Origin of the sequence: Afipia sp. 1NLS2 (genome assembly GCF_000178995.1) — a bacterium.
Lineage (GTDB): Bacteria > Pseudomonadota > Alphaproteobacteria > Rhizobiales > Xanthobacteraceae > Afipia.
In genome coordinates, this window is sequence record NZ_ADVZ01000005.1 from 330877 (window position 1) to 353968 (window position 23092).

The window sequence follows — 23092 nt, forward strand, 5'->3', positions numbered from 1 at the left end:
TGGCTTTCACCAAAGACAATCAGGCAAACTTCTTCTGGACTTCAGCCGACACGTTGGCCGGCGCTTCAGCGTAGTGATCGAATTGCATCGTGAAGGTCGCGCGACCCTGACTCATCGAGCGCAGGTTGTTCACGTAACCGAACATGTTCATGAGCGGCACCATCGCGTTGATGACGTTGGCGTTGCCGCGCATGTCCTGACCCTGGATCTGGCCACGGCGGGAGTTGAGGTCGCCGATCACAGAACCCGTGTAATCTTCCGGCGTCACCACCTCGACCTTCATGATCGGCTCGAGCAGGACGGACTTGCCCTTCTGCAGAGCCTCACGGAAAGCCGCGCGCGAGGCGATTTCGAACGCCAGCGCCGAGGAGTCGACGTCGTGGTACTTGCCGTCCACGAGCTGAACCTTGACGTCCACCACGGGGAAGCCGGCGACCACGCCCGAATTCATCACGCTGTTGAGACCCTTTTCGACGCCGGGGATGTATTCCTTCGGCACCGCGCCGCCGACGATCTTCGATTCGAACTCATAGCCGGCGCCCGGCTCGTTCGGCTCGACGACGAGCGACACTTCGGCGAACTGACCCGTACCGCCGGTCTGCTTCTTGTGGGTGTACTTGACCTCGGCCTTCTTGGTGATCTTCTCGCGGAACGCCACCTGCGGCGCGCCGATGTTGGCGTCGACCTTGTAGGTGCGCTTGAGAATATCGACCTTGATGTCGAGGTGGAGTTCGCCCATGCCCTTGAGAATGGTCTGGCCGGATTCCTGATCGGTCGACACGCGGAAGGACGGGTCCTCAGCAGCGAGCTTCGCCAGAGCGACGCCGAGCTTTTCCTGATCGGCCTTCGACTTCGGCTCGATCGCGATCTCGATCACCGGCTCGGGGAATTCCATCTTTTCAAGGATGACCTGATGGTCCGGGTCGCACAGCGTGTCGCCGGTGCGCGCTTCCTTAAGGCCAGCCAGCGCGACGATGTCGCCCGCATAGGCTTCCTTGATGTCTTCGCGGTTGTTCGCATGCATCAGCAACATGCGGCCGATACGCTCTTTCTTCTCGCGGGTCGAGTTCACGACGCCGGTGCCGCTGGTCAGAATGCCCGAATAGATACGGCAGAAGGTGATGGTGCCGACGAACGGGTCGTCCATGATCTTGAACGCGAGGAGCGACATCGGCTCCTTGTCGTCCGCATGGCGCAGAACCTCGTTGCCGCTCTCGTCCACGCCCTTGATCGCGGGCACGTCGAGCGGCGACGGCAGATAGGCGACCACGGCGTCGAGCAGCGGCTGCACGCCCTTGTTCTTGAACGCGGTGCCGCAGAGCACCGGATAGAACGCGCCGGTGATCACCGCCTTGCGGATCAGCTTCTTCAGCGTCGCCTCGTCCGGCTCATTGCCGTCGAGATAGGCAGCCATGGCGTCGTCGTCGAGCTCGACGGCGGCTTCAACCAGCTTCTCGCGATATTCCTTCGCCTTGTCGGCGAGGTCGGCCGGGATCGCCTCGACGTCGTACATCGAGCCGAGCGAGTCCTGATTGTAGACCAGCGCCTGCATGCGAACGAGGTCGATCATGCCCTTGAAGTTGTTCTCGGAGCCGATCGGCAACTGGATCGCGATCGGCTTGGCGCCGAGACGGTCAACGATGTCGGACAGGCACTTGTAGAAGTCGGCGCCGGTCTTATCCATCTTGTTGCAGAAAACGATGCGCGGAACCTTGTACTTGTCACCCTGACGCCAGACGGTCTCGGTCTGCGGCTCGACGCCCTGGTTGGAGTCGAGAACGCAAACGGCGCCGTCGAGCACGCGCAGCGAACGCTCGACTTCAATGGTGAAGTCGACGTGGCCGGGGGTGTCGATGATGTTCAGGCGCTTGCCATCCCAGAACGCGGTGGTCGCGGCCGAGGTGATCGTGATGCCACGCTCCTGCTCCTGCGCCATCCAGTCCATCGTCGCGGCACCTTCGTGCACTTCGCCGATCTTGTGGCTCTTGCCGGTGTAATAGAGGATGCGCTCGGTCGTCGTGGTCTTGCCAGCGTCGATATGCGCCATGATACCGAAATTACGGTAGTCCTCGATGGCATGTTGGCGGGGCATGGGCCTGTCCTTAAATTTCCGTTCGGGTCGCCGTTACCAGCGATAGTGCGAGAAGGCGCGGTTGGCTTCCGCCATCTTGTGCACGTCTTCACGCTTCTTCACGGCGTTGCCGCGGTTGTTGGCTGCATCGAGCAATTCCGCCGAGAGACGCTCGGTCATGGTCTTCTCGTTGCGGCCGCGCGCGGCCGAAATGATCCAGCGCAGGCCGAGAGCCTGACGGCGGGTGGAGCGGACTTCGACCGGCACCTGATAGGTCGCACCACCGACGCGGCGCGAGCGCACTTCGATGGTCGGCATCACGTTGTCGAGCGCCTGCTCGAACACGGTCAGCGGAGCCTGCTTGGTCTTCTGCTCGATGATGTCGAACGCACCATAGACGATGCTTTCGGCGGCAGACTTCTTGCCGTCGTACATGATCGAATTCATGAACTTCGAGACGATGACGTTCCCGAACTTCGGATCCGGATTGACTTCGCGCTTTTCGGCGGAGTGGCGACGAGACATGGTTTCCGCTCCTGCTTACTTCGGTCGCTTCGCGCCGTACTTCGAACGGCGCTGCTTGCGGTTCTTGACGCCCTGCGTATCGAGGACGCCGCGGAGGATGTGGTAGCGAACGCCGGGCAAATCCTTGACGCGGCCGCCGCGGATCATGACCACCGAGTGCTCCTGAAGGTTGTGGCCTTCACCCGGGATGTAGCCGATGACCTCGAAGCCGTTGGTCAGGCGCACCTTGGCAACCTTACGAAGCGCCGAGTTCGGCTTCTTCGGCGTGGTCGTGTAGACGCGCGTGCAAACACCACGCTTCTGCGGCGACTGCTGCAGCGCTGGCACCTTCTTACGCGACTTCTGCGCTTCGCGCGGATTTGCGATCAGCTGGTTGATCGTCGGCATATTCGCCTTCACCCTTGTTCGCGCGGAGCTTGCGGCCCCGCAAATTCGTTCGGGGCAACCGCCCCACTCTCTCCACCCCGGCGCCAACCATTCGCGCAAAACGAAATCGCGCCAACCGATCATCACTGACCGGAAAGCGCTGAAACGCCACAGAGGACCACAGCTCGCTTCAGACTCTCGTCCGAAGTCCACCTAGGTCATGCATCCAAAGCCAATCTCAGAAGCCAATCGCCCGAGAGACTGATTTTCGTCTTGGCATTGCCTGGTTAGTACCGACAGCGTTTGAGCGTCATGGGTCGAGGTTGGTGCCGTTTCATGCCGGAGCCGAAGCCCGCAGGATGAAAGGTGGTCCGTTCCGACACAGGGAAGCTCACCGCCTGTCGTGAAGTGGCCGGTTTGTATAAGCCATGCATGGCCAAGTCAAGGCGAAAGGTAATGTAAAAAGCCCGCGCCATTCCGGCACTTCTGTCATCCGGACAAGATGCGCGCGAATGACGGAGTCTGGCTGCGCGAGAATCGCACCCACCGCGATTCCCCTAGGCCAAAGAACCACCGCAGCACGCGCTTTGCGCGCTGGGCGCTTTACTTAACCTATTGATTTGAAATGATTAGGTATAATAATACAGGAATAAATTATGATCCCTGCCCCAGCCCGGCCTATAAAGCTGACGGCTAGTCCCGGCGCTCAGTTCCGCGACATCCGACGGCGCATGATACGGAGCGCCGTGATCGGGATTTCGACCAGGAACGGAACGGGGTCGTCCCAGGCCATGGTCGCCCATGCGACCGGCTGACGGAAACTCGCCAGATAGGCCGGCAAGCCGCCGCGCCATTGCCCTTGGCGGATCAGCGACAGGACCGCCGGGGCGTCACGGAGGACGTGCATCCAGCGATAGTCTTTGGCGTCTGTCGAAGCCGGAGGCTGTTCTCCGTGGGCCATGCGATAAAGCATGGTGACGAAATCGGTGCCCGCCGCCTCCCCGAGCCCGATCCAGGCCCAGACCCGCGTGTTGACGTCGAGCGGCTTGAACTGGCCGTCGCGGGCATCGAACTTGAAGTCGATCTCGACCAGCCCTTCATAACGGGCCGCGCGCAACAGCTTCTCCGCGACGTCGCGAATCCGCGGCTCGTCCACGATCTCGATAAAACAACTGATCCCGAAGTCCGACGGATACTGCCGTGTCCGGCGAACCGTCATTTCCGCGACAGGCTCGCCGGCCGACCAGACGCCCGCATAGGAATACTGTTCGTGGCCCTCGCCCGGAATGTAATCCTGCACCACCACGCCCGACGCGCCGGAATGTGCGGCCGCATCACGATAAAGCGCGTCCAGTTCCTCGCGCGTATCCGCGCGCCAGACCTTGTCCTGCGTGAAACTGTTGCGCGCCTCGCGTTGTGCGGGCTTGAGCAGGACCGGAAACGCGGGCTCAAGCGCTGCGAGATCCGCCGCGCTGTCGACCCGGTAGCTGCGGGGAAACGGAATTCCGACCTGCGTGGCAAGCCCGGCCAGGAGCTTCTTGTCGCCAAGCTGCTTCAGGTCGTCCCATTTCAGCGACACCACGCGAAACGCCTTTTGCAGCGCATCCCGGTTCTCGGCGATCAGCTTCACATCGCCGTCCGCGCAGGGAATAAGCAGCCAGTCCTTCAGGCCGCGCTTTGCTGCAAGATCGAGCAGCCATTGCGCGGCGCCGGGCGCCTGCGCGCCGGACCACGAGAAACTTTCCCGCACGTAGCGCGAGAAGCGCGGCAGCGGGTGATCGTCGCTCACATAAATAACGGGAATGCCCTTGCGGCCGAGGGTACGCGCGGCCGCCAATGCGCCGTGAACGCCGCCGAGAAGAACAACACCAGCCGGAGGAAGAGCCGCGCTCATCGCTCCCTCGAAAACGGACCGAGCGCGCGGATTCGCTCTTCCCAATAAGGGCTCGCGGTCGCCAGCACGTTGTAGCCGTAATTGACGGCCCGCTTGATCCGGTCGAGCGGAGAGACATCCGTCAATTGTTCGAAGCGGCCCGTGGCCGGATCGTAGCAGAACAGCTTGAATGGCGTGTGGTCGAGAATATGCCGCGAAATGGTGTGGTTGCGGTCGTTGCCATGCTCCTCGCAGATCATGACGCAATCACCGGAAAGCAGTTTCTCACCGCCCGCGATGGCCGCGATCTCGACGCCCTCGACATCGAGCTTGGCGACGTAGCGTCCTTTCGGATCGAGCTTCATTCGCTCCATCAAGGAATCGAGCGTAATCACGGGGACTTCCTCGCCCGCGTCCGAACCGCCGACGATAGACAATGCCTCGTGCTTGCGGCCCGACAGATGCGCGACGCCTTCCGTGGCCCCGATCGCCGCTTTCACCGGCGCGAACCGCCCGCCATTGCGGGATGCGTTACGTGACAGCCATGTGAAATTGGCCGACGACGGCTCGATCGCGATCGAATGATGTGAGCCATACGGACGGCTCGATGTGAGCACCGACCAGTAGCCGAAATTCGCGCCGCCATCGATCAGCGTGTAATCGGCATCGGCGATGCCTTTGAAAAACATCTCGATATCGAATTCGTAACGATAGCGGGAGAACAGCAACAGGCTCCAATAGCCATCGCAGAACGGGAAGGAAAATATCGCATCCTCGTTCAGGCGCACCTCGATCGGCTGCTCGGCCGACAACGTGCGCAGCCCCTGGCACCCCGCCGCAAAGCCGCGGAAATACCAAGCAGAGCTGATTGCAGCTCCCGCCTGCATCGCACCGATCAGCAGCCGCTCACGCGCACCTGCCCCGGCGACCTCGCCGGTGGCGCGGTCGAACGTCAGGACCGAGTTGAAGCTGTGCTCGGGAGCAATGGAATTCATGGCAGGAAAAATATCCAAATCAGGCCGCTGATGATTTCCGGTCCAGTCAGATCCGGCATTTGATAGTCCGGTCAGGACTTTAACGCGATGAACGCAGATACTGGGCGATCAAGCGGCCGGCATCGTTAATTGTCTCAGATTCCACCTTCCAAGGTTACTCCTTGATAGATGCCTGCGGCCTCCGTCAATTGGAAGGAATGTTTTAGTGAGTGGTTAATCTTTCAGCACCGCATTGCAAAAACACCGGGCCGCCTTGATGCTTCCCGCCTGCGTCCTGTTTTTCACCAATTCAAAAGGTGCGAGGCTCCCCCTGATCTCGATCATCGGGGTAAAATCAGCAACCTTAGTCGTCGTCTTCTTCGTCGTCTTCGTCACTCTCATCCGCATCGTGATGCGGCTGGTGCATCTGGTCGTCCCAGAGCTGACGATAGAGACCATTCTTGCCGATCAATTCCGCGTGCGATCCCCGCTCCACTACCCGGCCGTCGCGCAACACGATGATCTCGTCCATTTCGACCACCGAGGTCAGACGATGGGTCGACCAGATCATGGTGCGGCCCTCTGCCGCCTTGAGCAGCGTGCGGTTGATCGCGGCCTCGGTGGTCTGGTCGAGCGCCGAGGTCGCCTCGTCCAGCAACAGCACCGAAGGATTTCTCACCATGGCGCGCGCGATCGCGATGCGCTGGCGCTGGCCGCCGGACAGGGTGTCGCCGCGCTCGCCCACCAGCGTGTCATACCCCTCCGGCAGCGAAGCGATATGGCTATGGATTTCCGCTGTCTTCGCCGCGGCTTCCACCTCGGCGTCGGTCGCATCCTGCTTGCCGAGCCGGATGTTCTCGCGGATCGACATGTTGAACAGCATGTTCTCCTGAAAGACGACGGCCATATGCGAGCGCAGCGAATCCCGCGTCACCTTGCGGATGTCGACGCCGTCGATGGCGACGCGTCCCTCGGTCGGCTCGTAAAGCCGCAGGATCAGGTTGAGCAGCGTGCTCTTGCCCGAGCCGCTTGGGCCGACGATGGCGATGTTCTTGCCGGCCTTGAGCCTCAACGTCAGACCGTCCAGCACCTTGGTATCGGTGCCCTCATAGCTGAAGCTGACGCGCTCGAAGGCGATATCGTTCATCACCGGCGGCATTTCCGGCGCGCCCGGCCGGTCCGCCCCCCGCATCGGTTCGTCGAGCAATTCCTCCATGTGCTGCACGGAAGCGGCCGAGGAGATCGCCAGCGGGATGAAATGCATCAGATGCGCGATGTTGTAGGAAATCTCCCAGAACGCGCTCTCGAAGGTGACGAAGGTGCCGACCGTGATCTGGCCCTTGGTGGCGAGATACGCGCCGATGCCGAGCACGACGAGATGCAGCAGCAGCACGGAGACGGTGACGGTGCGCTCCACCATCGAGGACAGGAAGGTGGCCTCCGCAATCGAGCGCCGCGCATTGAGGTTGCGGAACGTGAACCAGCCGAACGCCTTGCGCTGCAAGCCGAACGCCTTCACCACGAGCTGGGTGCCGATGTTCTCCTGGACCACGCCGAGGATCGCGGATTCGTTGACCTTTTGATCGTAATTGGCCTGCACCGCCTTCGGCGTCAGGATTCGCGGGCCGACCAGCGTCACCGGGAAAATCAGCAGCGCCACCACCGCAAGTTGCCAATTCAGCCAGATCATCAGGCCGATGCCGGCGATCAGTTCGAACAGCGGCAGCAGCGCGCTGTTGGCAAGCGATTTGATCGAGCTTTCATAACCCGCCATGTCCACCGAGAAGCGCGACAGGATTTCGCCGCGCTTGGTGCGACCGAAGAAGGACGCCGGAAGGCTCTGCAGATGATTGAACAGCCGGGTGCGGACATCGGAGATCACCGCTGCGGACAGGCGCGCATCCCATAGCTCGTACCAGACTGCCACGATCGAGGTGAGAATGCCTGCGGTCGCCAGCACAATGAGGATCACATAGAGCGCGTGGAAGTCCTCCTCCCCGAGCGCATCGTCGATCAGGTATTTCAGGCTGAGCGGCATGATGACGTTGAACAACGTCTCCACGAACAGCCCGATGCCGACGAACACAAGCCAGCGCTTGTAGTTGCGCATCAACGGCCATGTGAAGCGATAGATCGTCGCGAATGCGCCCGCGGCTTCGCTCGCGGTAAAGGCGACGAGATCCTCGTCATCGTCGTCGTCAATGTCGACCGCGACCGGCTCCGGAATGGGCTCTGGACGCACGGCCTCCTCGGCGGCGCGCTTGTCGGCAACGGACTCCGGGTCGGTGCTATCCGGCGGTGGCGACATCGAAAGGATTTGCCCAGTGCGCGATTTTTATGCGCGGTTTCGGTACGGACGATCAGGCGAAGGCCGGCCGCCTCGACGGCCGGCTTTCGCGGACCATACGCGATCAGTCGTCGTCCGCAATCTTGTCGAAGAAAGAATAACGCAGGCTGTCGGAGTCCGCGTACCAGTCGCCCGGCCCCTTGCCCGCCTTGAGGGTGGCCTCCCAGACCTGATCGGTCCGGTCGTCGCGATGCGCGGACAGGTCGAAACCATTGCCGAAGAACAACTCCGACCACTCCCACCAGGTGCCGAGCTTCTTGACGCCGCGCAGGAGGTCGTAGCGATCGATCAGCGCGGGGGCCATGTCGCTCGTCACCGAACCGAACACGAATCCGGTCTTCACCACGCGGTTGATCTCGCGGATGCCCTTCACGACCTGCTTGGGCGAAAGATGGCACAGGCTAGTCTCGAACACGAAGTCGAACGAGTCAGCCTTGAACGGCAGCTTGGTCACGGAGCCGAGCTTGTTGTATTTCCGCAGTGCCTTCGGCGTCTTGGCATGAATGAAACGATTGTTCTCGACGCCCCAGGCATCGACGCCACGCTCGCGCAGCGCGCCGACCAGTTCGCCGCTCGCCGAGCCCGCGACCAGCAGCCGGTAACCCTTCTTGGGCCGCCACACGATCCGGATCATCTCCATCAGGTAATCGGGATCGGTGAACTTCTGCCAGACTTCCGAATAAGGCCCGGCATTGCGATAGTTTTCGAAATAGGCGCGATCGATCTTGTCGGACGGCACGTTGCCGGTTTCGCCGCGCTCGTAGCGCAGCTTCATCATCTCGGTGGTGATGATGTCGGTCGCGGCGTCAGAGGAATCGAGCAGGCCGTTGAGGGTCGAGTCGAACAGATAGTCGCCGACCACGACAAAGCCCGGGTGCTCGTAAGGCTCGGGCCGATGGTTGGTCATCACGTCGCGCACCGGCAGGCCGCCGGGAATGCAGTTCACCGACGACAGCCAGCGGTGAATCTTGCCCTCGATGAAATGCGGGCGGGCCTTGCCGAACGAGGCCGGCAGCGATTTGAGCGCGGCGTCGATCAGCTCTTCATCGGAGAGGTTGGCGTAAGCCAGTGCATCCGAACCCGCGATCAGCCAGTTCAGCACGCCGTTGCGGCCGACATCGTGGCGCGCGCCCTCGACGTAAACACAGCAGCCGCCGAAGGCTTCCGACATCCACCACGCGCCCGGCACCTTGTCACCCCAGAACGGCGTATCGAACAGGATCGACACCCGCAGGTAGTGCGCGGGCCGGTCGAAATAGGCGATATGCCGCACCATCGAATGGCGTAGCAACTCCCCTTCCCAGCGCATCGTCGCCAGCCACGAATGCGGCAGGCACATCACCACCAGGTCGAATTCCTTCGTCACCGGCGCCTTGCCGTTCATCATCTCGACGGCGTACTTGCCGGAATCGTTCTTGCCGACCTTGAGCACGCGATGGTTGAGATTGATCTCGGCGTCGATCTCGCTGCGCAGGCTGTGGATCAACTGCTCGTTGCCGTTCTGGATCGAGTACAGGCCGATATAGCCCTCAATATCCATCACGTAGTTCTTCAAGGCGTTGAGGCCGTTGGTGTTGTGGCTCTCGGTCGCGATATCGGAACGCGCCATCACCTTGATGAAGCGCTTGGCGATGGGATCGGCCACCTCCTCGTCGAGCACATCTTCCGCGCTCTTGAACGCCCAGGGATGTTCATTGTCGTGCGCGCCGACGCCTTCGTAATATTCGATCGGCGAGACCAGGCTGGTGCAGCGCTTGCGGAAATTCGCGATCGCGTTCGCAGTCTCGGGACCATATTTGCGGCGCATGCCCGGAATGTCGTCAAGCAGTTCGCCATCGAGCTGGATCTGCTCGGCATCCATCGGCACGGTCTGCAATCCGAAATGCTGGATCAGTTCGCGCAGCGGATCGGGACCCGTCATCGAGTAGTCGTAGATTTCGGCGACCCCCGCCTCATAGATCGCGGCCGACGAATCGAATTTGCCTGTCTGGATTTTGCCGCCGAGACGGTTCGAGGCCTCAAAGATCGAAACCCGGCACAACGGGCCAAGTTTCTTCTTGAGGTACCAGGCCGACATCAAGCCGCCCGGCCCACCCCCGATAATCGCAAGATTGATCATTTCTTTGCTGTTCGCCCCGCCATCGGCCGGTCGTTGCGCCAGCCTAACGTCAAAATATACAAAGCCTTTTTCCCCTGAAAGGTAGATGAACAAAACCGGGCTCGGCAATCAAAACCGCCCCGGTCCATCAAAAGAATAGGCTCTTTTTCGGTGCGATCCTTGCGCACAGGCAACGAACAGGCCTGTCCCATCCTCATGAGCCGGGGAGCCAGAGACAAGCCGCCACAGCTTGTCAGCGCACTGCAGCAAAAAGGCCGCCCGAAGGCGGCCTTTTCAAGAGGTGAGTAAAGCGAACCGTCACTCCACCGGCGGCAAAGCCAGCGGTTCGGCTTCCGGCGCGGCCGGAGGCGTTGCGATCGCCGCCTGCTTCTCGCGCTCGTCCAGGATCAGCTTGTCGCGCTTGGTCGCGACTTCGCGGATCTTGGCCATCGAGGCGCCGGTGCCCGCCGGGATCAGGCGGCCAACGATGACGTTCTCCTTGAGGCCCTCGAGCGGGTCCACCTTGCCGTTGACGGCGGCTTCGGTGAGGACGCGGGTGGTCTCCTGGAACGACGCCGCCGAGAAGAACGAGCGGGTCTGCAGCGACGCCTTGGTGATGCCGAGCAGCACCGGGGTTCCGGTCGCGGGCTTCTTGCCCTCTTCCTTCGCCTTGGCGTTGTTCTGGTCGAACTCGATCTTGTCGACCTGCTCGCCCGAGATCATGTCGGTGTCGCCCTGATCGGTGATCTCCACCTTCTGCAACATCTGACGGACAATCACTTCGATGTGCTTGTCGTTGATGAGCACGCCCTGGAGCCGGTAGACCTCCTGGATTTCGTTGACCAGATAGGCAGCAAGTTCCTCGATGCCCTTGATCGCCAGAATGTCGTGCGGCGCCGGATTGCCCTCGACGATGAAATCGCCCTTTTCGACGATGTCGCCGTCCTGCAGGTGGATGTGCTTGCCCTTCGGGATCAGGTACTCGCGCGGCTCCTCGGTCTTGTCAGTCGGCTCGATCGAGAGACGGCGCTTGTTCTTGTAATCCCGTCCGAAGCGGATCGTGCCGGCGATCTCCGCGATGATCGCGGCGTCCTTCGGCTTGCGGGCTTCGAACAGTTCGGCCACGCGCGGCAGACCGCCCGTGATGTCGCGGGTCTTGGCGCTCTCGGTCGAGATACGCGCAAGGATGTCGCCCGGCTTCACCGTCGCGCCGACGTCCACCGACAGAATGGCGTCCACCGACAGCATGTAGCGGGCGTCGCCGCCGCGCGCGAGCTTCAGCACCTTGCCGTCCTTGCCCTTGACCACGATGGCCGGACGCAGGTCCGCACCACGATTGGTCGAGCGCCAGTCGATGACGATACGCTTGGCGATACCGGTCGACTCGTCGAGCGTTTCGGAGATCGACTGGCCTTCGACCAGATCCTCGAACCCGATGGTGCCCTCGACTTCGGTGAGAATGGGACGGGTATAGGGATCCCACTCCGCGATGCGCTGGCCGCGCTTGACCATATCGCCCTCGTCGACCCACATGCGCGAGCCGTACTGGATACGATGGGTCGCACGCTCGGTGCCGTCGGCATCGACGATCGCAACGACCATGTTGCGGACCATCGCAACCTTGGCGCCTTCCGAGTTGGTGGCGATCGCCTTGTTCCTGATGACGATCTTGCCGTCGAAGTTCGACTCCACGAACGACTGCTGGTTGATCTGCGCAGCGCCGCCGATGTGGAACGTACGCATCGTGAGCTGCGTGCCCGGCTCACCGATCGACTGCGCGGCGATGACGCCGACAGCTTCACCGTGGTTGACCGGGGTGCCGCGCGCGAGGTCGCGGCCGTAGCACATGGCGCAGATGCCGTTGACCAGTTCGCAGGTCAGTGCGGAGCGGATTTTCACCTCCTGCACACCAGCGCGCTGGATGGCATCGACGTGGCTCTCCTCCATCAGAGTGCCGCGCTTGACGACGACCCTGTTGGTCGACGGCTCGCGGATATCCTCGCCCGCGGTGCGGCCGAGGATGCGTGAGCCGAGCGAAGCCACCACGGTGCCGGCGTCCACGATCGCCCGCATCTTGATGCCGAGGTTGGTGCCGCAGTCGGTTGCATTGATGATGCAATCCTGCGCCACGTCCACCAGACGGCGGGTGAGGTAGCCGGAGTTCGCGGTTTTCAACGCGGTGTCCGCGAGACCCTTGCGGGCGCCGTGGGTCGAGTTGAAGTATTCGAGCACCGACAGACCTTCCTTGAAGTTGGAAATGATCGGCGTCTCGATGATCTCGCCCGACGGCTTGGCCATCAGACCGCGCATACCGGCCAGCTGGCGCATCTGCGCCGGCGAACCACGCGCACCGGAGTGAGCCATCATGTAGATCGAGTTGATCTGAGCCTCGCCGCCCTTCGGATTCTTCTTCACCGACGAGATTTCCTTCATCATCTCGTCAGCGATCTTCTCCGTAGCCTTGGACCAGGCGTCGACCACCTTGTTGTACTTTTCGCCCTGAGTGATCAGGCCGTCGTTGTACTGCTGCTCGAATTCCTTCGCCATCGAGCGGGTGTCGTCGACGACCTTCCACTTGCCGTGCGGCACGACCATGTCGTCCTTGCCGAACGAGATGCCCGCCTTGAAGGCGTTGTGGAAGCCGAGCGCCATGATGCGGTCGCAGAAGATCACAGTCTCCTTCTGACCGCAGTGACGATACACCGTGTCGATCACGCCGGAGATTTCGCGCTTCGTCATCAGCTTGTTGACGGCGTCGAACGGGACCTTCGGATGCTTCGGCAGAACCTGGCCGAGCATAACGCGGCCGGCGGTGGTCTCGTAGATCTTCGAGATCGGCTTGTTGTCCTCACCGACCCCGTTCCACCGATACTTGATCTTGGTATGCAGGTGGATGACCTTTGAGAACAGCGCGTGCTCGATCTCCGCCATGTCGCGGTAGATCTTGCCTTCGCCGGCGAGGCCTTCGCGCAGGATCGAGAGATAATAAAGACCAAGCACAATGTCCTGCGACGGCACGATGATCGGCTGACCATTCGCCGGATGCAGGATGTTGTTGGTCGACATCATCAGGACGCGTGCTTCCAGCTGCGCTTCAAGCGACAGCGGAACGTGCACGGCCATCTGGTCGCCGTCGAAGTCGGCGTTGAACGCGGCGCAGACCAGCGGGTGAAGCTGGATCGCCTTGCCCTCGATCAGCGTCGGCTCGAATGCCTGAATGCCGAGGCGATGCAGCGTCGGCGCGCGGTTCAACAGCACCGGATGCTCGCGGATCACCTCGTCGAGGATATCCCAGACCTCGGGACGCTCCTTCTCGACGAGTTTCTTCGCCTGCTTCACCGTGGTGGACAGACCCTTGGCGTCGAGCCGCGAATAGATGAACGGCTTGAACAGTTCGAGCGCCATCTTCTTCGGCAGGCCGCACTGATGCAGCTTCAGCTCGGGGCCGACCACGATAACCGAACGGCCGGAATAGTCGACGCGTTTGCCGAGCAGGTTCTGGCGGAAGCGGCCCTGCTTGCCCTTGAGCATGTCGGCGAGCGACTTCAGCGGACGCTTGTTGGCGCCGGTGATGACGCGGCCGCGGCGGCCGTTGTCGAACAGCGCGTCCACAGCTTCCTGCAGCATGCGCTTTTCGTTGCGGATGATGATGTCCGGCGCGCGCAGCTCCATCAGCCGCTTCAAACGATTGTTGCGGTTGATGACGCGGCGGTACAGGTCGTTGAGGTCGGAAGTCGCGAAGCGGCCGCCGTCGAGCGGCACCAGCGGACGCAGGTCCGGCGGAATCACCGGCACGACCGTGAGGATCATCCACTCCGGCTTGTTGCCCGAGTTACGGAAAGCCTCGACGATCTTCAGGCGCTTGGCGAACTTCTTGTGCTTGATGTCGGAATCGGTCTCCGCCATGTCGGCGCGCAACTGCGCCTCGAGCTTCTCGAGGTCGAGGCCCCGCAGCAGCTCGCGGATCGCTTCCGCACCGATCATCGCGGTGAAGGAATCCTGGCCGTACTCGTCCTGCGCCTTAAGATACTCTTCTTCGGACAGCAGCTGACGGTCCTTGAGCGCGGTGAGACCCGGCTCAAGCACGACGTAATATTCGAAGTACAGAATCCGCTCGAGGTCCTTCAGCGTCATGTCGAGCAGAAGGCCGATACGGCTCGGCAGCGACTTCAGGAACCAGATGTGCGCAACCGGAGCGGCGAGCTCGATGTGACCCATGCGCTCGCGACGGACGCGCGACAGCGTGACTTCGACCGAGCACTTTTCGCAGATGATGCCCTTGTACTTCATCCGCTTGTACTTGCCGCACAAGCACTCGTAGTCCTTGATCGGCCCGAAGATGCGCGCACAGAACAGGCCGTCACGCTCAGGCTTGAACGTGCGGTAGTTGATGGTTTCCGGCTTTTTGATCTCGCCGTACGACCACGACAGAATCTTCTCCGGCGACGCGATCGAAATCCGGATCTGGTCGAAGACCTGGGCCGGCGTCGTCGGGTTGAAAAGATTCATAATCTCTTGGTTCATCGTCTTCTCCTTGCGTGCCGATCGTCACCGGCAGCGAATTCGAGAATATCTCGTCAGCTCGCGCGCCTCGCATCCTGAGAGAGCGAGGCGCGAATGCCCGGCCGCAAGGCCGGGCAGATAATTTCCGTTACTCGGCCGCCTCGGACGTCGGCGCCGGGCCCATCTTGGAATTGTGCAGGTCGACGTTGAGGCCGAGCGAGCGCATTTCCTTGACCAGCACGTTGAACGATTCGGGGATACCCGCCTCGAACGTGTCGTCGCCACGCACGATGGCCTCGTACACCTTGGTGCGGCCCGCGACGTCGTCCGACTTCACGGTCAGCATTTCCTGCAGAGTGTAGGCCGCGCCGTAAGCTTCGAGCGCCCAGACTTCCATTTCGCCGAAACGCTGGCCGCCGAACTGCGCCTTGCCGCCCAAAGGCTGCTGGGTGACGAGCGAGTACGGACCGATCGAACGCGCGTGGATCTTGTCGTCCACGAGATGGTGCAGCTTGAGCATGTAGATGTAGCCCACCGTCACCTTGCGATCGAACTGGTCGCCGGTACGTCCATCGTACACGGTCGACTGGCCCGACTTGTCGACGCCGGCAAGCTCCAGCATGTCCTCGATGTCTTTTTCCTTGGCACCGTCGAACACCGGCGTTGCAATCGGCACGCCCGGCTTGAGGTTGCGGCCCAACTCGAGGAGTTCGTTGTCGTTCAGCGACTTCACGACTTCGTCGTCGCCATAGACCTCCTTCAGGGTGCTCTTCAGCGCCTTGGTGTCGGACTTGCCGTCGCCCTTGGCGAGGTAAGCATCGACCGCCTGCCCGATCCGCTTGCCGAGGCCCGCACAGGCCCAGCCGAGATGCGTTTCGAGAATCTGGCCGACGTTCATGCGCGAAGGCACGCCCAGCGGGTTGAGCACGATGTCGGCATGGGTGCCGTCCTCAAGGAACGGCATGTCCTCGATCGGAACGATCTTGGAGACGACGCCCTTGTTGCCGTGACGGCCGGCCATCTTGTCGCCCGGCTGGATCTTGCGCTTCACCGCGACGAAGACCTTGACCATCTTCATCACGCCCGGAGGCAATTCATCGCCGCGCTGCAGCTTCTCGACCTTGTCGAGGAAGCGCTGTTCAAGGCCCTTCTTCGATTCGTCGTACTGCTTCCGCATGGCCTCGATCTCGGCCATCAGCTTGTCGTTCGGCGAAGCGAATGCCCACCACTGCGAGCGCGGATACTCTTCGAGCACCGCACGGGTGATCTTGGTGTCCTTCTTGAAGCCCTTCGGGCCAGCGATGCCCTGACGGTTCTCGAGAAGGTCCGCGAGGCGGCCGTAGACGTTGCGGTCGAGGATCGCCTGTTCGTCATCGCGGTCCTTGGCGAGACGCTCGATCTCTTCCCGCTCGATCGCCAGCGCACGTTCGTCCTTGTCGACGCCATGACGGTTGAACACACGCACTTCGACGATGGTGCCCTGCACGCCCGGAGGCACGCGGAGCGAAGTATCGCGAACGTCGGACGCCTTTTCACCGAAGATGGCGCGCAGCAGCTTTTCTTCCGGCGTCATCGGGCTTTCGCCCTTCGGCGTGATCTTGCCGACGAGGATGTCGCCAGCGCGAACTTCCGCACCGATGTAGACGATGCCGGCTTCGTCGAGGTTCTTCAGCGCTTCCTCCGAGACGTTCGGAATGTCGCGGGTGATTTCCTCGGGGCCGAGCTTGGTGTCGCGGGCCATGACTTCGAATTCCTCGATGTGGATCGAGGTGAAGACGTCATCCTTGACGATCCGCTCGGACAAGAGGATCGAGTCTTCGAAGTTGTAGCCATTCCACGGCATGAACGCGACGAGCACGTTGCGGCCGAGCGCGAGCTCACCGAGATCGGTCGACGGACCGTCAGCGATGATGTCGCCCTTCTTCACCACGTCGCCCACCTTCACCAGCGGGCGCTGGTTGATACAGGTCGACTGGTTGGAACGCTGGAACTTCATCAGGCGGTAGATGTCGACGCCCGACTTGGTCGGATCGAGATCTTCGGTCGCGCGGATGACGATACGGGTCGCGTCGATCTGGTCGATCACGCCGGTACGGCGCGCCGCGATCGCAGCGCCCGAGTCACGCGCAACCACGCCTTCCATGCCGGTGCCGACGAACGGCGCTTCGGCGCGCACCAGCGGCACGGCCTGACGCTGCATGTTCGAGCCCATCAGCGCGCGGTTGGCGTCGTCGTTCTCGAGGAACGGGATCAGCGCCGCGGCGACCGAGACGAGCTGCTTCGGCGACACGTCCATGTAGTCGACGCGATCCGGCGTGAGCTGGATCACTTCGCCCGCATGACGGCAGATGACGAGGTCTTCGGTGAAGCGGCCACGGTTATCGAGCGGCACGTTGGCCTGCGCGACGCGGTAGCGGCCTTCTTCCATCGCCGAGAGGTACACGACCTCGTCGGTGACGCGACCGTCCTTCACCTTACGATAAGGCGTCTCGACGAAACCATACTTGTTCACGCGCGCGAACGTCGCGAGCGAGTTGATGAGGCCGATGTTCGGACCTTCCGGCGTCTCGATCGGGCAGATACGGCCGTAGTGCGTCGGATGCACGTCGCGCACTTCGAAGCCGGCGCGCTCGCGGGTCAGACCGCCCGGTCCAAGTGCCGAGAGGCGGCGCTTGTGGGTGATCTCCGACAGCGGGTTGGTCTGGTCCATGAACTGCGAGAGCTGCGACGAGCCGAAGAACTCGCGCACCGCGGCAGCGGCAGGCTTCGCGTTGATGAGGTCCTGCGGCATCACGGTGTCGATATCGACGCTCGACATGCGCTCCTTGATGGCGCGCTCCATGCGCAACAGGCCGACGCGATACTGATTTTCCATCAGCTCGCCGACCGAACGCACGCGGCGGTTGCCGAGATGGTCGATGTCGTCGATCTCGCCCTTGCCGTCGCGCAGGTCCACCAGCGTCTTGATGACGGAAAGGATGTCTTCCTTGCGCAGCGTGCGATGGGTGTCCGGCGCATCCAGCTCAAGGCGCATGTTCATCTTCACGCGGCCCACGGCCGAGAGGTCGTAGCGCTCGGAATCGAAGAACAGCGACTGGAACATGTTCTGCGCGGATTCGAGCGTCGGCGGCTCGCCCGGACGCATCACGCGGTAGATGTCGAACAGCGCGTCCTCGCGCGTGACGTTCTTGTCGGCGGAGAGCGTGTTGCGGATGTAGGGGCCGACATTGACGTGGTCGATGTCGAGGATCGGCAGATCCTTGTAGCCCTGCTCGATCAGCGCCTTCAGCGACTTCTCGGTGATCTCCTCGCCCGCTTCGGCGTAGATCTCGCCGGTCTTCGGGTTGACGAGGTCTTCGGCGAGGAACGTGCCGACGAGATCGGCGTCGCTCATGCGCAGCGCCTTGAGGCCCTTCTCCTGCAGGAGGCGGGCCTGGCGCACGGTGAGTTTCTTACCGGCTTCGAGCACAACCTTGCCCGAATCCGCATCGACGAGATCGGTCGCAGCCGAATAGCCGCGGAAACGATCAGCCGAGAACGGCACGCGCCAGCCATCCTTGGCGCGCTTGTACTGAATCTTCTTGTAGAAGGTCGACAGGATCTCTTCGCCGTCGAGGCCAAGGGCCAGCATCAGCGAGGTCACCGGAATCTTGCGGCGGCGGTCGATGCGCGCGAACACGATGTCCTTGGCGTCGAACTCGATGTCGAGCCACGAACCGCGATACGGAATCACGCGCGCGGCGAACAGCAGCTTGCCCGAGGAGTGGGTCTTGCCCTTGTCGTGATCGAAGAACACGCCCGGCGAACGATGCATCTGCGAGACGATGACGCGCTCGGTGCCGTTGACGATGAAGGTGCCGTTCATCGTCATGAGCGGAATGTCGCCCATGTAGACGTCCTGCTCCTTGATGTCCTTCACCGACTTCGCGCCGGTTTCCTCGTCGATATCGAACACGATGAGGCGCAGCGTCACCTTCAGCGGCGCAGCGAAGGTCATGCCGCGCTGGCGGCACTCGTCGACGTCATACTTCGGCGCCTCGAATTCGTAGCGGACGAACTCGAGCTGTGAGGTGCCGGAGAAATCGTTGATCGGGAACACAGACCGGAACACAGCCTGCAGACCTTCGTCCAGCCGCCCGCCTTGAGGCTCGTCGACCATCAGGAACTGGTCGTAGGATGCCTTCTGAACCTCGATCAGGTTCGGCATCTCCGCGACTTCCTTGATGTGTCCGAAGAACTTGCGAACACGCTTGCGACCGGTGAAAGTTTGCTGCGACTGCGCCATCGTGGCCTCTCATTTCGCCGCCTTGCCGGCGGCATTCCCCGGACTGCGGCTGCGCACCGCTGTCCAGCTTGAATTTCGAAATCGTCCTGGTCGCGCGCGTTGCCGCGCGGCATCCCAAGACGCAAAATGACGTGCGAAACGCTCACCGCGTTTGCCCGTCAACCAGACCCTAAATTCTCGAACAGCCCGAAATAGCTTTCGCTCTCCGACGCCTTAGTCCCATGACCCCTGCTGGTCGGGACGCCTTTCGTGCTCCCACCTATCTGGTGGGTTTTTGCAGCTTTTCGAGGGGTACCTCCCCGAACCGCCACACATTGTCGTGTCCGGACCGGCTCCCGAAGGAACCGGCCCGAACAAGATTGTCGTCTTACTTGAGCTCGACCTTGGCGCCGACCTTCTCGAGGGTCGCCTTGATCTTCTCGGCTTCGTCCTTGGCAACGCCTTCCTTGAGCGGCTTCGGCGCGCCTTCGACGAGGTCCTTGGCTTCCTTGAGGCCCAGGCCGGTGATGGCGCGGACTTCCTTGATGACCTCGATCTTCTTGTCGCCGGCCGAAGCCAGAACGACCTGGAACTCGGTCTTTTCTTCAGCAGCAGCGGCACCGCCGCCAGCGCCCGGAGCAGCAGCAACCGCAACAGCGGCAGCAGCGGAAACGCCCCACTTCTCTTCGAGGAGCTTCGCGAGCTCGGCAGCCTCGAGCACGGTGAGGCTCGAGAGGTCGTCCACGATCTTCTGCAAATCAGCCATTGTATCTTTCCTTCAGCGTATCAGTTCGAACCAGTTGAGATGGAGAATGGCATCACGCCGCTTCACCCTTTGAGGCATAGGCCTGAACAACGCGCGCGACCTTCGCCGCGGGAGCGTTGGCGAGCTGAGCGATCTTGGTTGCCGGCGCCACCAGGAGGCCGACAATCTTGCCGCGCAGTTCGTCGAGCGACGGCAGCGAGGCAAGCGCCTTCACCGCGTCGGTATTCAGGACAGTCGTTCCCATCGCGCCGCCAAGGATGACGAACTTCTCGTTCGTCTTGGCGAACTCGACGGCAATCTTCGGCGCTGCGACCGGATCGTTCGAAGTAGCGATCACGGTTGGCCCCTTCAGCAGGGAACCAATGGAGGCAACGTCCGTGCCCTCAAGAGCAATTTTGGCGAGACGGTTCTTCGAGACCTTCACCGAAGCGCCAGCCTGCTTCATCTGCGTGCGCAGAATCTGCATCTGGGCCACCGTGAGGCCGGAATAATGAGCGACGACCGCAACGCCCGTGGACTTGAAAGTCCCCTTCAGCGCGTCGACCGCCTCTTTTTTTGCCGCTCGTTCCACAGCAAGCTCTTTCCGGTTGGCGGCCTTTGCTCGGAAGCAGGACCGCCGGGTTGCACCGATCGTCCTGCCCAGCTCGGGTCTCGAGACACTCAATCAATCTCTCGACACGTCAGGGCCTGACGACATTGACAGCCTGCCCTCTCGTCCGGCCGCGAAGGCCTTCGGAGGTGTCGAGGTCGAACCAAATCCGCTGTCCACCGTTGTTGCACGGTGGAATGCAAAATCCGGTCTTCACCCGTCTGTGCAGGAAATTAAGCCAAGCCCTTCAAAAAAATAGGCAAGACACCCGCAGTCTTGGACAGGATTCGAAGCCGCCATCCATGAAGGAGCGCGGCCCCTGCCGCTTTCCAAATCCAGGCCGACAGTCGTTCTTTTCCGGGTCGAACAAGCCAAGCGGATTGATCGACGAGGAATGAACTCCTATTGATGGGTTTTTCGGAAAGCGAGCACGGACGCGCCAGCGACAGCCAGCACGCCCGGAAAGGAATGTTTAACGAGTCCCGGCTGCTTTGCCAAGTGGATTCTGGGTTCCGAAAGCAGGTTTCGGGCCAGTAAGAGCCGCTTCAGAGGCCTTCTCGGAAGACAATAATACCGCCCCCGAATTCCCCTCTCCAAAAGCAAAGGACGGAGCGGATTTGATCCGCCCCGTCCTGCAATCTTGTAAGCAACCCCGATCAGGAGTTCAGGCTGCCCGGCTCAACCTTGACGCCCGGGCCCATGGTCGAGGACACGGCGACGCGCTGGATGTAGGTGCCCTTGGCACCCGCCGGCTTCGCCTTTGCAACTGCATCGGCAAGCGCCTTGATGTTCTGCACGAGCTTCTCTTCCGAGAACGACGCCTTGCCGACGCCGGCCTGGACGATGCCAGCCTTCTCGACACGGAATTCGACCGAGCCGCCCTTGGCGCCCTTCACGGCCGCCGCGACGTCCATGGTCACGGTGCCGATCTTCGGATTCGGCATCATACCCCGCGGGCCAAGCACCTTACCGAGACGGCCGACCAGCGGCATCATGTCCGGGGTCGCGATGCAGCGATCGAACTCGATCTTGCCGCCCTGCACGATCTCGACGAGGTCTTCGGCACCGACAACGTCAGCGCCAGCAGCCTTGGCTTCGTCTGCCTTGGCGCCGCGTGCGAACACGCCGACGCGCAGCGTGCGGCCGGTGCCGTTCGGCAGCGTGACGACGCCACGCACCATCTGGTCGGCGTGACGCGGATCGACACCGAGATTGATCGCGATCTCGATGGTCTCGTCGAACTTCGCGTGCGCGCGTTCCTTGACGAGTTTGACGGCGTCCGCGATCGGGTAGAGCTTTTCGCGGTCGATGCCCTCGCGGGCCTTCACGAGCTTCTTTCCAACAGCCATGACTCGTTACCCCGCCACTTCCAGACCCATCGAACGGGCAGAGCCCTCGACCATCTTCATGGCCGACTCGACGGTGTCACAGTTGAGATCCTTCATCTTCTTCTCGGCGATTTCGCGCACCTGCGCCTTGGTCACCTTGCCGGCCTTGTCACGGCCCGGCGCCTTCGAGCCGGACTGGATCTTCGCTGCCTGCTTGAGGAAGAAGGACATCGGCGGCGTCTTCATCTCGAAAGTGAAGGAGCGATCCGCGTAAATGGTGATGACCACCGGAATCGGGGTGTTCTTTTCCATCTTCTGGGTCTGCGCGTTGAACGCCTTGCAGAACTCCATGATGTTCAGGCCGCGCTGACCAAGCGCGGGACCGATCGGTGGCGACGGGTTCGCCGCACCGGCCGGCACCTGCAATTTCAGGTATCCGGTCACTTTCTTTGCCATGCTCAACTCCTTCAAATGGCCCGGACCATTCCGGGCCTTCTTGAGGAACCGTGGTCCGGTTTCGCAAGTGACTGGCGATCACCTGCCCCCTTCCACGGGTCTTGCGGAGCGGCGAACCGCTCCGATAACGATCAGACCTTCTCGACCTGACCGAATTCCAGTTCGACCGGCGTTGCGCGGCCGAAGATCGACACCGCGACCTTCACGCGCGAACGCGCATCATCCACTTCTTCCACCACGCCGGAGAACGACGCGAACGGACCATCCGCCACGCGGACATTCTCGCCGACTTCGAATGACACCGAGGTCTTCGGCCGCTCCACGCCTTCCTGCACCTGATGCAGGATGCGCATCGCTTCGGCTTCGGAAATCGGCATCGGCTTGTTTTCGGCGCCGAGGAAGCCCGTTACCTTCGGAGTGTTCTTGATGAGGTGGAACGCCTCGTCGGTCAGGTTCATCTTCACCAGCACGTAGCCGGGGAAGAACTTGCGCTCGGTATCGACCTTGCGGCCCCGGCGCACTTCGGTGACCTTCTCGGTCGGAACCAGCACCTGCTCGAACAGGTCCTCGAGGCCGCGTTGCTTGGCCTGCTCCCGAATGGATTCGGAGACCTTCTTCTCGAAGTTCGAGTAGGCGTGAACGATGTACCAGCGCATGCTCATGTGTCAGTTCCAGCCGTCGCTAGCGAATGCCGAGGACGAACGTAATCAACATCCGGATCACCTGATCCGTGACGAAAAAGAAGATCGACGCAACCGCCACCAGCACGAACACCATGATGGTCGTGATCATGGTCTCGCGGCGGGTCGGCCACACCACCTTGGACGTCTCGGAGCGGACCTCCTGCAGAAATTTGAACGGGCTGAACGCCATCGTCTCGGTATCCACTCGCGTCTGAATAAAGTGTCGGGCCAGATTGCTTGCTTTCCGGA

The 23092-nt window shown here is 61.7% G+C and carries 16 protein-coding genes; all 16 read right to left on the bottom strand.

Annotation, left to right across the window (positions count from 1 at the left end):
• Window positions 1-19: 19 nt before the first annotated feature.
• The 16 genes from fusA to secE all read right to left on the bottom strand — a co-directional run bounded on the left by fusA (window position 20) and on the right by secE (window position 23033).
• Window positions 20-2092, bottom strand: coding sequence for an elongation factor G (gene fusA, locus AFIDRAFT_RS17830; protein ID WP_009341062.1), 2073 nt, complete (start codon window positions 2090-2092; stop codon window positions 20-22).
• A 33-nt stretch (window positions 2093-2125) separates the two neighbouring features.
• Window positions 2126-2596 carry a 30S ribosomal protein S7 gene (gene rpsG / locus AFIDRAFT_RS17835; protein WP_009341063.1) on the bottom strand — a complete coding sequence of 157 codons (471 nt, stop codon included), beginning with the start codon at window positions 2594-2596 and terminating at the stop codon, window positions 2126-2128.
• 15 nt (window positions 2597-2611) lie between these two features.
• On the bottom strand, window positions 2612-2983 hold the full coding sequence (gene rpsL / locus AFIDRAFT_RS17840; RefSeq protein ID WP_002712306.1) for a 30S ribosomal protein S12: 372 nt from the start codon (window positions 2981-2983) through the stop codon (window positions 2612-2614).
• A gap of 685 nt (window positions 2984-3668) precedes the next feature.
• The gene (locus AFIDRAFT_RS17845; RefSeq protein WP_009341064.1) at window positions 3669-4856 is read right to left on the bottom strand and encodes a carboxylate--amine ligase; all 1188 of its coding nucleotides are present in this window, start codon (window positions 4854-4856) and stop codon (window positions 3669-3671) included.
• A complete protein-coding gene (locus tag AFIDRAFT_RS17850; RefSeq protein WP_009341065.1) occupies window positions 4853-5830 on the bottom strand; it encodes an FkbM family methyltransferase in 978 nt (325 codons plus the stop codon). Before AFIDRAFT_RS17850 ends, AFIDRAFT_RS17845 begins: the two co-directional genes overlap by 4 nt.
• A 213-nt stretch (window positions 5831-6043) precedes the next feature.
• Window positions 6044-6205: a hypothetical protein gene (locus tag AFIDRAFT_RS19895; protein WP_156786915.1), complete on the bottom strand. Its 162-nt coding sequence runs from the start codon at window positions 6203-6205 to the stop codon at window positions 6044-6046.
• Window positions 6174-8117, bottom strand: a complete 1944-nt coding sequence (locus AFIDRAFT_RS17855) for an ABC transporter ATP-binding protein (protein WP_009341066.1) — start codon at window positions 8115-8117, stop codon at window positions 6174-6176. Before AFIDRAFT_RS17855 ends, AFIDRAFT_RS19895 begins: the two co-directional genes overlap by 32 nt.
• A gap of 103 nt (window positions 8118-8220) precedes the next feature.
• Window positions 8221-10275 (bottom strand): FAD-dependent oxidoreductase, encoded by a 2055-nt coding sequence (locus tag AFIDRAFT_RS17860; protein ID WP_040298676.1) that lies wholly within the window; start codon window positions 10273-10275, stop codon window positions 8221-8223.
• 297 nt (window positions 10276-10572) lie between these two features.
• Entirely contained in the window at window positions 10573-14778 is a 4206-nt protein-coding gene (rpoC, locus tag AFIDRAFT_RS17865) for a DNA-directed RNA polymerase subunit beta' (RefSeq protein WP_009341068.1), read from the bottom strand.
• A gap of 127 nt (window positions 14779-14905) precedes the next feature.
• On the bottom strand, window positions 14906-19042 hold the full coding sequence (rpoB, locus tag AFIDRAFT_RS17870) for a DNA-directed RNA polymerase subunit beta (protein WP_009341069.1): 4137 nt from the start codon (window positions 19040-19042) through the stop codon (window positions 14906-14908).
• A 367-nt stretch (window positions 19043-19409) separates the two neighbouring features.
• Entirely contained in the window at window positions 19410-19787 is a 378-nt protein-coding gene (rplL, locus tag AFIDRAFT_RS17875; protein WP_009341070.1) for a 50S ribosomal protein L7/L12, read from the bottom strand.
• A 52-nt stretch (window positions 19788-19839) separates the two neighbouring features.
• Window positions 19840-20358 carry a 50S ribosomal protein L10 gene (gene rplJ, locus AFIDRAFT_RS17880; protein WP_009341071.1) on the bottom strand — a complete coding sequence of 173 codons (519 nt, stop codon included), beginning with the start codon at window positions 20356-20358 and terminating at the stop codon, window positions 19840-19842.
• A gap of 674 nt (window positions 20359-21032) precedes the next feature.
• Window positions 21033-21725 carry a 50S ribosomal protein L1 gene (gene rplA / locus AFIDRAFT_RS17885; RefSeq protein ID WP_009341072.1) on the bottom strand — a complete coding sequence of 231 codons (693 nt, stop codon included), beginning with the start codon at window positions 21723-21725 and terminating at the stop codon, window positions 21033-21035.
• A 6-nt stretch (window positions 21726-21731) separates the two neighbouring features.
• The gene (gene rplK / locus AFIDRAFT_RS17890; RefSeq protein ID WP_009341073.1) at window positions 21732-22160 is read right to left on the bottom strand and encodes a 50S ribosomal protein L11; all 429 of its coding nucleotides are present in this window, start codon (window positions 22158-22160) and stop codon (window positions 21732-21734) included.
• Window positions 22161-22291: 131 nt separating this feature from the next.
• Window positions 22292-22822 carry a transcription termination/antitermination protein NusG gene (gene nusG / locus AFIDRAFT_RS17895; protein WP_009341074.1) on the bottom strand — a complete coding sequence of 177 codons (531 nt, stop codon included), beginning with the start codon at window positions 22820-22822 and terminating at the stop codon, window positions 22292-22294.
• Between the two features lie 19 nt (window positions 22823-22841).
• On the bottom strand, window positions 22842-23033 hold the full coding sequence (secE, locus tag AFIDRAFT_RS17900) for a preprotein translocase subunit SecE (RefSeq protein ID WP_009341075.1): 192 nt from the start codon (window positions 23031-23033) through the stop codon (window positions 22842-22844).
• Window positions 23034-23092 lie beyond the last annotated feature (59 nt).